The organism is Shinella zoogloeoides (genome assembly GCF_003574625.1).
Classification (GTDB): Bacteria; Pseudomonadota; Alphaproteobacteria; order Rhizobiales; family Rhizobiaceae; genus Shinella; species Shinella zoogloeoides_A.
Genome location: NZ_QNUJ01000002.1, coordinates 463,729 through 476,710 on the forward strand (window position 1 = coordinate 463,729; position 12,982 = coordinate 476,710).

Annotated in this window: 15 protein-coding genes; 6 read left to right on the top strand and 9 right to left on the bottom strand. The window is 65.4% G+C overall.

Annotation, left to right across the window (positions count from 1 at the left end; genetic code table 11):
* The first annotated feature begins 55 nt into the window (after positions 1-55).
* From DSD28_RS05635 to DSD28_RS05660, 6 genes are all read left to right on the top strand, one after another.
* Positions 56-1,585 carry an ABC transporter ATP-binding protein gene (locus DSD28_RS05635; protein ID WP_119255361.1) on the top strand — a complete coding sequence of 510 codons (1,530 nt, stop codon included), beginning with the start codon at positions 56-58 and terminating at the stop codon, positions 1,583-1,585.
* The gene (locus DSD28_RS05640; protein WP_119255362.1) at positions 1,575-2,624 is read left to right on the top strand and encodes an ABC transporter permease; all 1,050 of its coding nucleotides are present in this window, start codon (positions 1,575-1,577) and stop codon (positions 2,622-2,624) included. The genes DSD28_RS05635 and DSD28_RS05640 overlap by 11 nt, the downstream gene beginning before the upstream one ends.
* A 1-nt stretch (position 2,625) precedes the next feature.
* Entirely contained in the window at positions 2,626-3,567 is a 942-nt protein-coding gene (locus DSD28_RS05645) for an ABC transporter permease (RefSeq protein WP_119255363.1), read from the top strand.
* On the top strand, positions 3,564-4,856 hold the full coding sequence (locus DSD28_RS05650; protein ID WP_119255364.1) for an amidohydrolase family protein: 1,293 nt from the start codon (positions 3,564-3,566) through the stop codon (positions 4,854-4,856). The genes DSD28_RS05645 and DSD28_RS05650 overlap by 4 nt, the downstream gene beginning before the upstream one ends.
* Before the next feature lie 137 nt (positions 4,857-4,993).
* On the top strand, positions 4,994-5,434 hold the full coding sequence (locus DSD28_RS05655; protein ID WP_348627903.1) for an Rrf2 family transcriptional regulator: 441 nt from the start codon (positions 4,994-4,996) through the stop codon (positions 5,432-5,434).
* 31 nt (positions 5,435-5,465) lie between these two features.
* Entirely contained in the window at positions 5,466-5,753 is a 288-nt protein-coding gene (locus DSD28_RS05660) for a DUF6522 family protein (protein ID WP_245424755.1), read from the top strand.
* A gap of 40 nt (positions 5,754-5,793) precedes the next feature.
* Here DSD28_RS05660 and DSD28_RS25780 read toward each other — a convergent pair whose 3' ends face one another.
* The 9 genes from DSD28_RS25780 to DSD28_RS05700 form a co-directional block, all read right to left on the bottom strand.
* On the bottom strand, positions 5,794-5,943 hold the full coding sequence (locus DSD28_RS25780) for a hypothetical protein (RefSeq protein WP_162911265.1): 150 nt from the start codon (positions 5,941-5,943) through the stop codon (positions 5,794-5,796).
* Positions 5,944-6,257: 314 nt separating this feature from the next.
* A complete protein-coding gene (locus DSD28_RS05665) occupies positions 6,258-7,202 on the bottom strand; it encodes an MYG1 family protein (RefSeq protein ID WP_119255479.1) in 945 nt (314 codons plus the stop codon).
* A gap of 161 nt (positions 7,203-7,363) precedes the next feature.
* Entirely contained in the window at positions 7,364-8,068 is a 705-nt protein-coding gene (locus DSD28_RS05670; protein WP_119255366.1) for a cytochrome c3 family protein, read from the bottom strand.
* 2 nt (positions 8,069-8,070) lie between these two features.
* A complete protein-coding gene (locus tag DSD28_RS05675) occupies positions 8,071-8,562 on the bottom strand; it encodes a nitrate reductase cytochrome c-type subunit (RefSeq protein ID WP_119255367.1) in 492 nt (163 codons plus the stop codon).
* Positions 8,532-11,036, bottom strand: a complete 2,505-nt coding sequence (gene napA / locus DSD28_RS05680) for a periplasmic nitrate reductase subunit alpha (RefSeq protein ID WP_119255368.1) — start codon at positions 11,034-11,036, stop codon at positions 8,532-8,534. The genes DSD28_RS05675 and napA overlap by 31 nt, the downstream gene beginning before the upstream one ends.
* Positions 11,011-11,295: a chaperone NapD gene (locus DSD28_RS05685; RefSeq protein WP_119255369.1), complete on the bottom strand. Its 285-nt coding sequence runs from the start codon at positions 11,293-11,295 to the stop codon at positions 11,011-11,013. The genes napA and DSD28_RS05685 overlap by 26 nt, the downstream gene beginning before the upstream one ends.
* Entirely contained in the window at positions 11,288-11,788 is a 501-nt protein-coding gene (gene napF, locus DSD28_RS05690; RefSeq protein WP_119255370.1) for a ferredoxin-type protein NapF, read from the bottom strand. Before napF ends, DSD28_RS05685 begins: the two co-directional genes overlap by 8 nt.
* An 11-nt stretch (positions 11,789-11,799) precedes the next feature.
* Positions 11,800-11,967 carry a periplasmic nitrate reductase, NapE protein gene (gene napE, locus DSD28_RS05695; RefSeq protein WP_119255480.1) on the bottom strand — a complete coding sequence of 56 codons (168 nt, stop codon included), beginning with the start codon at positions 11,965-11,967 and terminating at the stop codon, positions 11,800-11,802.
* A gap of 257 nt (positions 11,968-12,224) precedes the next feature.
* A complete protein-coding gene (locus DSD28_RS05700; protein ID WP_119255371.1) occupies positions 12,225-12,920 on the bottom strand; it encodes a Crp/Fnr family transcriptional regulator in 696 nt (231 codons plus the stop codon).
* Positions 12,921-12,982 lie beyond the last annotated feature (62 nt).

Sequence of the window (12,982 nt, forward strand, 5' to 3'; positions counted from 1 at the left end):
CCCTTCCCGGGCGGACAAGACCTCCTTCCCACCGTTTCCTCCGGTCCGTATCGCCGTGTCCAGTACCCCTGTCCTCCGCCTTTCCGGCATCAGCAAGCGTTTCGGTCCGCTGAGGGCCAACGATGCGATCTCCTTCGAGCTGAAGCGCGGCGAAGTGATTGCCCTTCTCGGCGAGAACGGCGCCGGCAAGACGACGCTGATGAACATCCTCTTCGGCCACTATGTCGCCGACGAGGGAACCGTCGAAGCCTTCGGCACGCCCCTGCCGCCGGGCGATCCGCGCGCGGCGCTTAATGCCGGCATCGGCATGGTGCACCAGCACTTCACGCTCGCCGACAACATGACGGTGCAGGAGAACATCGCGCTCGGCACGCAAAGCCTGTGGAGCCCACGGCTCGACAGGTCCGCCGCGCGCCGGCGCATCGAGGAACTGTCCGCCGACTTCGGCCTTGCCATCGATCCCGCCGCCACCGTCGCCACCCTTTCGGTCGGCGAGCGCCAGCGGGTGGAGATTCTGAAGGCGCTTTACCGCGACGCGCGGATCCTGATCCTCGACGAACCGACGGCGGTGCTGACGCCCGCCGAGACGGAGGCCCTGTTCCGCACGCTGAAGCTGCTCGTGGCCAAGGGCCTGTCGATCATCTTCATCTCGCACAAGCTGCAGGAGGTCATGGCGGTGAGCGACCGCGTGCTGGTTCTGCGCGCCGGCAAGCTGGTCGGCGAGCGCGAGACGGCCTCGACCGACCGCAGGGAACTCGCCGCCCTGATGGTCGGCCAGGAGGTGAAACCGGCGGAGGTCAGCCCGGTGAGACTCGGCGCGCCGTTGCTCACGCTCGACCGTGTCTCCACCGCCCCGCACAACGGGGCCGGGCTTGCCGGCGTGTCGCTCACCCTCACAGCCGGCGAGATCACCGGCCTTGCCGGCGTATCGGGCAATGGCCAGGCGGCGCTTGCCGCCCTGCTCTCCGGCATCCGGCGCCCGACCGGCGGCCGCATCTCCATCGCCGACCGGGAGGTCACCGACTGGTCGCCGCGCGCCGCACTTGCCCACGGCGTCGCCCGCATTCCCGAGGATCGCCACGCCGTCGGCACCATCGGCGACATGAGCGTCACGGAGAACGTGATCGCCGAGCACTATGGCAGCCCGCGTTTCAGCCGCATGGGCTTCCTCGACTGGAAAGCCGCCCGCCGCTTCGCCGAGAAGATCATCGCCGACTACGACGTCAAATGCCCGTCGCCGGAGGCGCGCATCCGCCTGCTCTCGGGCGGCAACATGCAGAAGCTCATTCTCGGCAGGGCGCTCGATCCCGATCCCGCGGTCATCCTTGCCAGCCAGCCCACCCGCGGTCTCGATGTCGGCGCCGTCGCCTATGTCCATCGCCTGCTGCTGGCGGCGCGCGACCGGGGCGCGGCGATCCTGCTGATCTCGGAGGACCTGGAGGAAATTCTGGCGCTGTCCGACCGGATCACCGTCATGTCGGCAGGGCGCCTTTCGGCGCCGTCCGCGCGCGGCGAGCGCAGCATCCGGGAACTGGGGGAACTGATGGCGGGCCATAGCGGGGAGCACAGCGATCATGCGGCTTGAGCCGAAACCCGCGCCGTCCTTGGCGGTCACCCTGTCGTTCCCGCTGGCGGCGATCGTCACGACGCTGGTGCTGACGTCGATTCTCGTCCTCATCGCCGGCGCGTCGCCGCTGTCGGTCTTCTATCTCGTCGCCAAGGGCGCCGCCGGTTCGCAATTCGCGCTGATGGAGACCCTGACGCGCGCGACGCCGCTGATCTTCACCGGCCTTGCCATCGCCGTCGCCTTTCGCGCGCGGCTGTGGAACATCGGCGCCGAGGCCCAGCTCTATATGGGCGGCATCGTCACCGTGGCGCTTGGAACCGGGGCGCTGCCGCTGCCCTCCTTCATCCTGATCCCCGTGCTGATGATCGCCGCCATGGCGGCCGGCGCCCTCATCCTGCTCGGGCCGGCCGTGTTGAAGACGCGGTTCGGCGTCGACGAGGTGGTCACGACGCTGCTGCTCAATTTCATCGTGCTCCTTTTCGTCTCGATGCTGCTCGACGGCGTGCTGAAGGATCCGATGGGGCTCGGCTGGCCGCAATCGCAGAAGGTCATCGCCGAGGCGCAGTTGCCGCGCCTCATTCAGGGCAAGCGCCTGCACTACGGCTTCGTCATCGCCATCGCGGCCGCGGCCGTCGTCTGGGTGATCACGAAGAAGACCCTGCTCGGCTACGAGATGCGCGCCGTCGGGCACAATGCCGAGGGCGCGCGCTTCGTCGGCATCCCGGTCAACCGCGTGCTGATGAAGACGGCGCTGCTTTCGGGCGGCCTTGCGGCCCTTGCCGGCTTTTCGGAAGTGTCGGGGCTCAAGGGCAACCTGACGCTCGACCTCTCGCCCGGCTACGGCTACACCGGCATCGTCGTGGCGATGCTCGCCATGCTCAATCCCCTGGGTGTCGTCGCCTCCGCCATCTTCGTCGCCGGCATCTTCGTCGGTGCGGATGCCATGAGCCGCGCGGCCAAGGTGCCGAGCTACATCGCCGACGTGATGGTCGCCACATCGCTGCTGACCATGGTGGTCGCGATCCTTCTGACCCGCTTCAAGATCAGGTGGAGGTGACATGGGCGCGCTGGACATCCTCTTTTCCGCCTCCTTCTGGGTCGCCGCCATCCGCATCGCCTCGCCGCTGATCTTCGCCACCATGGGCGAATTGATCTGCGAGCGCGCGGGCGTCCTCAATCTCGGCATCGAGGGCATCATGACGGCGGGCGCCTTCGCCGGCTGGTTCACCGTCTATGCCGGCGGCGATCTCTGGACGGGGCTTGTGGTCGCCGCCCTGGTCGGCGCGCTGTTCGGCCTGCTGCATGCCACGCTCACCGTGCCGCTCGGCCTGTCGCAGCATGTCGTCGGCATCGGCGTGACGCTGCTGGCCACCAGCCTTACCTATTTCACCTACCGCCTCCTCCTGCCGGAGGTGACGTCGCCGCCGAAGATCGAGCCGTTCCAGCCGTGGCCCATCCCGGGCCTGTCGAAGATCCCCGTGATCGGCGAGGCGCTGTTCACGCAGACGCCGCTGACCTATCTCGCCTTCCTCTCGGTGGCGGTCGTCGCCTGGACCCTCTACCGGACGCCGGTCGGCCTTGCCGTCAGGGCAGCCGGCGAAAATCCCTCGGCCGTCGAGGCACAGGGCATTTCGGTGACCGGCATCCGCATGGGCGCGGTCGTCGCCGGCAGCGCGCTGATGGCGCTCGGCGGCGCCTTCCTCACCACCTCGGCCTTCAATTCCTTCTTCTTCCAGATGATCAACGGCCGGGGCTGGATCTGCATTGCGCTCGTCGTCTTCGGCTCCTGGCGGCCGGGCAAGGCGCTGATCGGCGCCATCCTGTTCGCCGCCTTCGATGCCTATCAGGTCCGTCTTCAGCAGATATCCGGCGGCATTGTGCCCTATCAGGTCTTCCTGATGATGCCCTATGCGCTGTCGATCCTGGCGCTGATCCTGGTCGCGCGCCGCGCCACCTATCCCAAAGCTTTGATGATCCCCTACCAGAAAGGCGAAAGATGAGTTTCGACCTGATCGTGAAGGGCGGTACGCTGCCCGATGGAACCCTCGCCGATATCGGCATCAAGGGCGAGAAGATCGCCGCCATAGAGCCGCGCCTCGAAGCGGCGGCCGGCCGCGTGGTCGATGCCACCGGCAACCTCGTCAGCCAGCCCTTCATCGATCCGCATTTCCACATGGATGCGACGCTGTCCTACGGCCTGCCGCGCATCAATGCCTCCGGCACGCTGCTCGAAGGCATCGCGCTCTGGGGCGAGCTGAAGCCGCTCCTCACCCATGAAGCCGTCAAGGAGCGGGCGCTCGCCTATTGCGACTGGGCCGTCTCGATGGGCCTGCTCGCCATCCGCACCCATGTCGATACCTGCGACGACCGGCTTCTCGCGGTCGAGGCGCTGCTCGAGGTGAAGAAGGAGATCGCACCCTATATCGACCTCCAGCTTGTCGCCTTCCCGCAGGACGGCCTCTACCGCTCTCCCAACGCGCGCGAAAACACGATCCGCGCGCTCGACCTCGGCGTCGACATCGTCGGCGGCATTCCGCATTTCGAGCGCACCATGGACGATGGCAGGCGTTCCGTCACCGAGCTTTGCGAGATCGCCGCCGAGCGCGGCCTGATGGTCGACCTGCATTGCGACGAGACCGACGACCCGCTGTCCCGCCATATCGAGCAGCTCGCCTACGAGACCCAGCGGCTCGGCCTGCAGGGCCGCGTGGCCGGCTCCCACCTGACGTCCATGCATTCGATGGACAACTACTACGTCTCCAAGCTGCTGCCGCTGATCGCCGAGGCGGGGGTTTCGGCCATCCCCAACCCGCTGATCAACATCATGCTGCAGGGCCGGCACGATAGCTATCCCAAGCGTCGCGGCATGACTCGCGTGCCGGAAATGCTGAAACACGGCATCCGCGTCGGCTGGGGCCAGGACTGCGTGCTCGATCCCTGGTATTCGCTCGGCACCGCGGACATGCTCGACGTCGCCTTCATGGGCCTGCACGTCGCGCAGATGTCCTCGCCAGCCGACATGCGCACCTGCTTCGACATGGTCACGAAGGTCAATGCCGCGATCATGGGGCTCGATCATCTCGGGCTGGAGGTCGGCAAGACGGCGAGCCTCGTGGTGCTCGACGCGGGCAACCCCATCGAGGCGGTGCGCCTGCGGGCCGAGCGCCTGTGTGTCGTCGCGAAAGGCAAGGTCGTGGCCGAACGCGAAAAGCGCGACACCGCCCTTTCCATCAAGGGACGCCCGTCGAGCATCAATCGCCGCCATGTCGTGCCGCCGCAGGCGCAGTAAAGAGGTCGGGAGCGCGCCGGACCCGGACCGGTCCGGTGCTGCGACCCTATTGCTCTTTCAACGGAGCAGCCGTTGCGTTAAAAGTGGCGTGACAGATACTTCAATGCCGGCCGCGGCTTCGGACGATACCGATGCGGATGACGCTTCATACCGACTATGCCCTGCGCATGCTGATCTATCTCGCCAGCCGGCGGGACGGTGTCTGCACCGTCAACGACGTGGCGGAGGCCTACGGGTTGTCGCGCAACCACCTCCTCAAAGTGGCGCAGACGCTGCGCGATCTCGACCTTGTCGAAACCGTGCGTGGCCGTAGCGGCGGCATTCGTCTCGGCAAGAAGCCGGAAGACATCGGCATCGGGGCATTGGTGCGGGCGACGGAGGAGGAATTCTCGCTCGCCGAATGCATGCAGACCGGAGGCGGTCGCTGTGTCATCTCGCCGGCCTGCCGGCTGAAGGGCATGCTGCACGAAGCGCTCGGCGCCTTCCTGGCCGTTCTCGACAAATACACGCTGGCGGACATCGTGCTGGACCGGGCCCTGCTTCGCCCCCTGCTCGGCATCGATATCCAGGCGGCATGAGGGGAACGACGATGCCAGTGGAGATGCGCCCATGACCGCGCCGTTCGTTCTCAATCGGGATGTAGATGGACAGTTCCTGCTGCCGGCGGACATGCTGGCCGAACGGTTCGGCTGGCCGACGCAGACTTTTCGCGACTACATGCGCCGGGGTCTCGTCGTATCGCGCGTCGAGCGCGGCGAGGGAGAGGATGCCGGCCGGTGGCGGCTTTCGGTGCGCTGCGGAAACCGGCGCTGGCAGGCCGTGGTGGAAGCCGACGGCACGATCGGCGCACAGCACCTCGACGTCCTGTCAACTTCAGGCCCCGCGCCCCAGCGGTAGCCGGCTCTGCGTGGAGCCGAGCACCACGCATGCTGACGACCTAGACGAAGATCATCACGGCCGCATAGCCGATCGCGATCAGGATCAGGCCGACGACAAGCATCGGCACAAGGCTGCTTCCCTCGACATCTCTGCCGCTGACATTCTCGCCGGAGAACACCAGAGGCTTGCGGATTTCGTTCTGATCCATGACCGCTCCTATTAATGAGGTAAATAATATACCGCTTTAACATAGCCAGCGACGCGACAAAATAGCGCCGTTCGCCGCCACGATGCGCGCTGGGAACGATGAATGGGGAATAGAGGTGAACGGTGGTTAGCGGAGCGTGCGGAAGGCCGGTCACGCTTGCCTCATCTGGCTCCGTGACCGGCAAGCCATGGCTTCAGCGGCGTCCGTGCGGCATTCCATCCGCAAACGCTTCAAGCCTTGTAGAAATACCCGGATGCACGTCCCACACGGCCACCGCTCGATACGATGGGCGGCAAACGTCACGGGCGCCGCCCTTACGTCGCGGCGAGAACCCCATCTTCCTGCACCGCGGCTGCGACCGCGATCCTCGCCATTTCAAGTGCAGCCTCCCGGGTCTTCGCCGCGGCGATGAAACGGCCGTTGTGGCAGAAGGTTGCGCCGGCAACGCCGCAAGCCGCGGCAAGGGCCTCGCCGGTCAGGCCGGCCCAGGCCGCGGGAAGATCGGCCCGCAGCTCGAAGCCGTCGCTCGACCGCCGGATGCCCGTCAGGCACCAATCGGTATCGCGCGGATGGACGACGAAGAGGAGATGCTCGGCGCCCGCCTTCACGATGGCAGGCCGGAAGGGCATTCCCATCGGCAGTTCGAGCACGCGCCCATCGCCGGCCGCGGCGATTGCCCCGAACACGATGGCCTCGGCACGCAGTTTCGCGGCCGCCTGCCCTATGGTCGCCTCGACGAAGCTGCGCGCGATCGCAAGCGCGGCGTGAAAAGCCCGGTCGTCCGCATCCGGCGCCCGGTCGTCGAAGACCGGCTTGAGCGTTTCCAGAAGGACCGGCAGGGTCAACTTGCTCAGGGCACCGGCCGCCGCGGGGCTGAGCGCACCGTTATCCATCAGGTCGACCGGCAGCACGAAATCGAGGTCGAAGCCCGCATGGAGGGCGTCGATATCGGAAGCGGGAATGCCGAGGTCCTTCAGGTAGTCCCGGCCGAACCGGCGCCAGATCAGCCCGAACGAGCTGAACGGCTGGCCATCGTCGCGCAGCGGCGCGCCGCGCTGGTGATGATCGAAAATCCCGGCATCCGGATCACAGGCGCCGCCGACATCATAGACGATCCTGTCCGGACCCGGCGTAATCCATTCGGGCGCCCGGCTGCGAACGAGGCGGGCAGCGGGGAACAGACGCGTCAGGATCACGCTCGACAGCAGCTCGTCCGCATGGAAGCCGCCGGAATGGGTTACGAGAAAGTCGGGGGCCATGCCGGTCAACCTGTCGATGGTTCTGCGTTTCGGATCAAGGGGTCGGATACCCGTTGGCCATCGCGGTTTCAAGAGGGCGAGCCGTCCACATCACGGTCTTATGGAACACGCCGACGCCTTCGCCCTGCCGAGCGCAGGTTCCGCCATCTCCGAGGCGACCTTCAATACGTCATCATGCCATGCGCGCTGGCGACGGCGCGGCGCAGGTCGCCAATGGCATCGTTCGAGGCGGCCGGCAGTTCCCGGCCCTCGAGGTCCTTCGGCATCTTCCAGCCGGGATCGACCCCTTCCATGTTGGGAAGCTCGTGCGCGATCCCCTTGTGGCAGTCGATACAGGTCGCCTTGCCGGTCAGCAGATATTTCGCGTGGATGTCGGCGGCGCGCTGGGTCTGCTTGGTGAAATCCATCGCGACGGCGGAATGGCAGTTGCGGCATTCAAGGCTGTCATTCGCCTTGAGGCGCGCCCATTCGTGCTTGGCAAGCTCCAGGCGCTTGTCGAGGAATTTCTCGCGCGTGTTGATCGTTCCGAAGATCTTGCCCCAGACCTCCTTGGACGCCTGCATCTTGCGGGCGATCTTGTCGGTCCACTGGTGTGGCACATGACAATCCGGACAGGAAGCGCGCACCCCGGAGCGGTTGGTGAAGTGCACCGTGTTGGTCAGCTCCTGATAGACATTGTCCCGCATCTCGTGACAGGAGGTGCAGAACTTTTCCGTGTTGGTCAGTTCCAGCGCCGTGTTGAATGCGCCCCAGAACATGACGCCGCCGACGAAACCGCCGAGTGTCAGGAAGGCGAGGCTGAGCGTTGCCGCCGGCGTCGTCAAGAGGGTCCATACCCAGAGCAGGATTGCCTTGATGCGCGCCATCGTCATTCACTTCCCGCCTGCGTGACACCCAGCTCGCTCATGTCCTTGAACGTGTTGCCGACGAGCGGCTTGCGGTCGGCCTGCGGCACGTGGCAGGCGGTGCAGAAATAGCGGCGCGGCGAGACGTCGGCGAGCATCTGGCCCTCGCGGGTCATGTAATGCGTGATGCTGATCATCGGCGCACCGGCATCCTGCGAGAACTCGCGCTTGTGGCAGGAGAGACAGCGGTTGGCATTGACCGAGAGCTGGTAGCCGTCGATCGAATGGGGGATGATCGGCGGCTGCTCGGGATAGGCGCGCATGCGCCGGACATCGTCGATGACCCATTTCGGCAGCGGATCGGCCGGCAGGGTCTGCATCTTGTCGCCATCCGGGCCGGACAGCTGCGGCACCATCTGCGCCATGGCGCTCGTGGCGATGACGGCTGCGCCGATGGCAGCGAAAACCCACCCTGGAGAAGGGGTCAGGCGACGGGTTCGATCTTGACTGCGCATTTCTTGAAATCCGTCTGTTTCGAGATGGGATCGGTGGCGTCGAGCGTGACCTTGTTGATGAGCTGGCTGGCATCGAACCACGGCACGAAGATCACGCCGGGCGGCATGCGGTTGCGCCCGCGCGTCTCGACGCGCGAGCGGATCTCGCCGCGCCGCGAGACGATGCGTATCTCGGAGCCCTGGTTGAGGCCGCGCTTGCGGGCATCGTCCGCATTCATGAAGCAGCGTGCGCCGGGGAAGGCCTTGAAGAGCTCCGGCACACGCATGGTCATCGAGCCGGAATGCCAATGCTCCAGCACGCGGCCGGTGACGAGCCAGGTGTCGTATTCGTCATCCGGGGATTCGGCCGGCGGCTCGTAGGGCACGGCGATAATCGCCGCCTTGCCGTCCTTGTTGCCGTAGAACTTCACCCCTTCGCCAGGTTTCACATAAGGGTCGTAACCCTCGCGGTAGCGCCACAGCGTTTCCTTGCCGTCCACGACGGGCCAGCGCAGGCCGCGGACCTCGTGATAGGTGTCGTAGGGCGCAAGGTCATGGCCATGGCCGCGGCCGAAAGTGGCATATTCCTCGAAGAGGCCCTTCTGAATGTAGAAGCCGAAATGCTGCGCCTCGTTGTTGTCGTGGTCGGGCTTCACCTCATCGATGGGGAATTTCGCGACATCGCTTTCGGCATAAAGCACCTGATAGAGCGTCTTGCCCTTGTATTGGGGATTGGCGGCGAGAATCTCCGCCGGCCAGACCTCGTCCGTGGTGAAGCGCTTGGAGAACTCGACGAGCTGCCAGAGATCGGAGCGCGCCTCGCCGGGCGCCTGCACGAGCTGGTGCCAGACATGGGTGCGCCGCTCGGCATTGCCATAGGCTCCTTCCTTCTCCACCCACATGGCCGCCGGCAGCACGAGGTCGGCGCTCATCGCCGTGATCGTCGGATAGGCATCCGAGACGACGATGAAATTCTCCGGATTGCGATAACCCTGATAGGTCTCGTTCGCGGTGTTGGGCCCGGCCTGGACGTTGTTGTTGACCTGCACCCAGTAGAAATTGAGCTTGCCGTCCTTCAGCATCCGGTCCTGCTCAACCGCGTGGTAGCCCGGTTTTTCCGGAATGATGCCATGCGGGATGCGCCAGATCTCCTCCGCATGCTTGCGATGCTCCGGGTTCGTCACGGTCATGTCGGCCGGCAGGCGATGGGCGAAGGTGCCGACCTCGCGCGCCGTGCCGCAGGCGGACGGCTGACCGGTCAGCGAGAACGGGCTGTTTCCGGGCTCGGAAATCTTGCCCGTCAGAAGATGCAGGTTATAGACCATCTGGTTCGCCCAGACGCCGCGCACATGCTGGTTGAAGCCCATGGTCCAGAGCGACATGACCTTGCGGTCCGGGTCGGCATAGAGCTCGGCGAGCTGCTTGAGGAAGCCGGCTTCGACGCCGGTCATCTCCACGGCCTTTTCCAGCGTGTATTCGGCGACATGCGCCTTGAAGGCCTCGAAGTCGATCGCTTCGGTCCTGGTGGGATCGGCGGCATTCGCCGCCTTCGTTTCCTTCGGATCGTCGGGCCTGAGGCCGTAGCCGATATCGGTGACGCCGCGCACGAATTTCGTGTGGTTCTTGACGAAATCCTCGTTCACCCGGCCGGACTGGATGATGTGATTGGCGATGTAGTTGAGGATGACGAGGTCGGTACCCGGCTTGAAGACCATGGGGATATCCGCAAGGTCCATGCTGCGATGGGTGAAGGTGGAGAGCACCGCCACGCGCACATGCTCGTTGCCGAGCCGCCGGTCGGCGATGCGTGTCCAGAGGATGGGGTGCATCTCCGCCATGTTCGAGCCCCAGAGCACGAAGGCGTCGGCATGCTCGAAATCGTCATAGCAACCCATCGGCTCGTCCATGCCGAAGGTGCGCATGAAGGCGTAGGCGGCCGAGGCCATGCAATGGCGGGCGTTCGGATCGAGATTGTTCGAGCGGAAGCCGGCGCGCATCAGCTTGGTCGCAGCATAGCCCTCGAAGATCGTCCACTGGCCGGAGCCGAACATGCCGAGCGCGGTCGGACCCTTCTCCTTCAGCACCTTCTTGGCCTGCTCGGCCATCACGTCGAAAGCCTCTTCCCAGGTGATGGGCTCGAACTCGCCGTCCTTGGCATAGGCGCCGTTCCGCTTGCGCAGGAGCGGCGTCGTCAGGCGGTCGGCGCCATACATGATCTTGGAGAGGAAGTACCCCTTGATGCAATTGAGGCCACGGTTGACCTCGGCCTGCATGTCGCCATGCGTGGCGACGACCTTGCCTTCCTTGACGCCCACCATGACGCCGCAGCCCGTGCCGCAGAAGCGGCAGGGCGCCTTGTCCCACTTGATCTCCAGCGCACTCACGCCGCCCGGCACGGGCTGGGCGGCGGCGGGCAGCGCGATGCCGGCTGCTGCTGCCGCGACACCCGCCGCCTGCGCCTTCAGGATGTCACGCCGCGTCAGTTCGCTGCCCATCGGCCTCGTCCTCTTCCGTATAGATCTGTTCGAAAACCATGTTGGCGGCGATCACGCCGTCGATGAGGGAGATGCGCATGAGCGTATCGCCGAGTACACCGGTGCTCGGCCCTTCGATCACCACGACGATCTTGCCCTTGTCCGCGCCGTGCATCTCGACATTCTCGAAGCCCGCAAGGGCCGCAAGGATGCTGTCGAGGCAGCCGGGCTTGGCGGCGATCACCGCGCTCGAAATGTGATGGCGCCGCGCCTCAGGCATGGACGGCCTCCGCGTTCAGCGGCACGGCTGCGACCGCACCGACGGGACAGACGGAAATGCAGGCGCCGCAGCCGGTGCAGGCGCTCGCGAGAAGGTCCGGCACGAAGGGCCCGCCCCGCACCGGGCGGAAGCGGATCGCCGCCGTCGGACAGACGTCGCGACAGGCCTGACAGTCGACCCGCTGGAACGACAGGCAGGTGGCGGCAAAGGAAACGGTGTGGTCGAAACGGTGAATATGGCCGGTCGTGAAGACCGGCTCGGGACAGTGCTCCGCGCAGGCGCCGCAGAAGGTGCATTCGCCGAGGGTGAAATCGAGCGCCGGCAGGCCATCGGCCAGGCTGATAATGCTGGCCGGACAATGCTCGACGCATTGGCCGCAGCCGGTGCAGGCAGCAAACGCGTCTTCCACGATGCCGGGCGGCCGGATGCAGGCGGCTTCGCTCCGCTTCCCGCCGCTCAGGAAATCGCGTCTCGACAAGGCCTCCCGCTTCATCGCGACGCTCCTCAGTGCCCGGGCGGGCCGGGCGGCCCGTAGACGATCTGGAACATCCAGACGAGGAAGCCGTAGCCGCCGACCACCCCCACCGCGACGATGGGCCAGATGCCGAAGGCAAGAATGAAGAAGGTGATCAATTCACGGCGCCGGCTCGGCTTTCCAGCCTCCGGCGGCAGATGTTCTGTCGTGACTTCGGACAAGCCTCGTTCCTCCGCGACAAGAGCACTGAGTAAAGTATAGCACTCGCAGGCGGAAAAGGAAGTATAATCAATTATACGGCATCGTCTTGCTATAATTGATAAATATCAACTGTCGATATATTTGCGAAAATACAACGATTGATGTTTACAGATTTACTAAATTGCCATGCAAGAGCATCACAACCGGATGTGCTTCGATAATTTTAAGCTTGATACACCCGCATCGGGGCAATTCAGTCGCGCGCGCCGTCGGCGAGCGATGAAAGGCCGGGCAGATCGCGAATGAGCAGCTTCTGCCGGCCGCCCTCGACGAGGCCGCGGGACTCCCAGGCGCTCAGGATGCGCGAAACGGTGTGCAGCGTCGTGCCGGTCATCTCGGCGATGTCCTGCCGCGAGATCGGGAAGTCGATGCGCACGCCATCCGCTTCCTTCCTTCCGGCCTGCTGCGAGAGCCGCAGCACGGCATGGGCGACGCGGCGCTCCACCTCCTGCGTCGACATTTCGCGGATGCGGGTATGGGCCTCTTCCAGCCGCTGACCGATCGTCTGCATGGCCGTGACGGCAAGGCGGGGATTCTGCTCGACGAAATGCGGCCAGAGGTCCGTCGGCCAGCCGAGGATCACGCTTTCCGTCGCCGCCCGCGCGGTGCCGGGATAATCCGCCCGCTGCAGGGCCTTGGCGAAGCCGAAGAGATCGCCGGGATGGACGACGCGCACGATGATCTGCTGGCCGTCCTCCGTCACCTGCGTCACCTTGAGCCGGCCATGCAGGAGGAGGAAGAAGCTCGCCGCCTGCTGGCCCTGCTCGAAGACGGCGTCGCCCTGCGCCACGCGGCGCGCGGTCGCATGGGCGAGAAGCCTGTCGAGGTCCTCGTCGCTCATCCTCTCGAACAGGGCGAGCGAGCGGACGACGGTCCGGTCGATTTTCAAGGTCGCGTTCCTCTCGCGTGCCGTCATCGGCGTGAAGGTTACCGGCTTCTACCACGCCTTGC

Excerpts from the sequence above, each read along its gene's own strand:
- DSD28_RS05650 (WP_119255364.1), top strand. The coding sequence starts at position 3,564 with ATGAGTTTCGACCTGATCGTGAAGGGCGGTACGCTGCCCGATGGAACC.
- DSD28_RS05675 (WP_119255367.1), bottom strand. The coding sequence starts at position 8,562 with ATGCGCAGTCAAGATCGAACCCGTCGCCTGACCCCTTCTCCAGGGTGG.
- DSD28_RS05670 (WP_119255366.1), bottom strand. The coding sequence starts at position 8,068 with ATGGCGCGCATCAAGGCAATCCTGCTCTGGGTATGGACCCTCTTGACG.
- DSD28_RS05645 (WP_119255363.1), top strand. The coding sequence starts at position 2,626 with ATGGGCGCGCTGGACATCCTCTTTTCCGCCTCCTTCTGGGTCGCCGCC.
- DSD28_RS05640 (WP_119255362.1), top strand. The coding sequence starts at position 1,575 with ATGCGGCTTGAGCCGAAACCCGCGCCGTCCTTGGCGGTCACCCTGTCG.
- DSD28_RS25780 (WP_162911265.1), bottom strand. The coding sequence starts at position 5,943 with ATGGATCAGAACGAAATCCGCAAGCCTCTGGTGTTCTCCGGCGAGAAT.
- DSD28_RS05685 (WP_119255369.1), bottom strand. The coding sequence starts at position 11,295 with ATGCCTGAGGCGCGGCGCCATCACATTTCGAGCGCGGTGATCGCCGCC.
- napF (WP_119255370.1), bottom strand. The coding sequence starts at position 11,788 with ATGAAGCGGGAGGCCTTGTCGAGACGCGATTTCCTGAGCGGCGGGAAG.
- napA (WP_119255368.1), bottom strand. The coding sequence starts at position 11,036 with ATGGGCAGCGAACTGACGCGGCGTGACATCCTGAAGGCGCAGGCGGCG.
- DSD28_RS05655 (WP_348627903.1), top strand. The coding sequence starts at position 4,994 with ATGACGCTTCATACCGACTATGCCCTGCGCATGCTGATCTATCTCGCC.
- DSD28_RS05660 (WP_245424755.1), top strand. The coding sequence starts at position 5,466 with ATGACCGCGCCGTTCGTTCTCAATCGGGATGTAGATGGACAGTTCCTG.
- DSD28_RS05665 (WP_119255479.1), bottom strand. The coding sequence starts at position 7,202 with ATGGCCCCCGACTTTCTCGTAACCCATTCCGGCGGCTTCCATGCGGAC.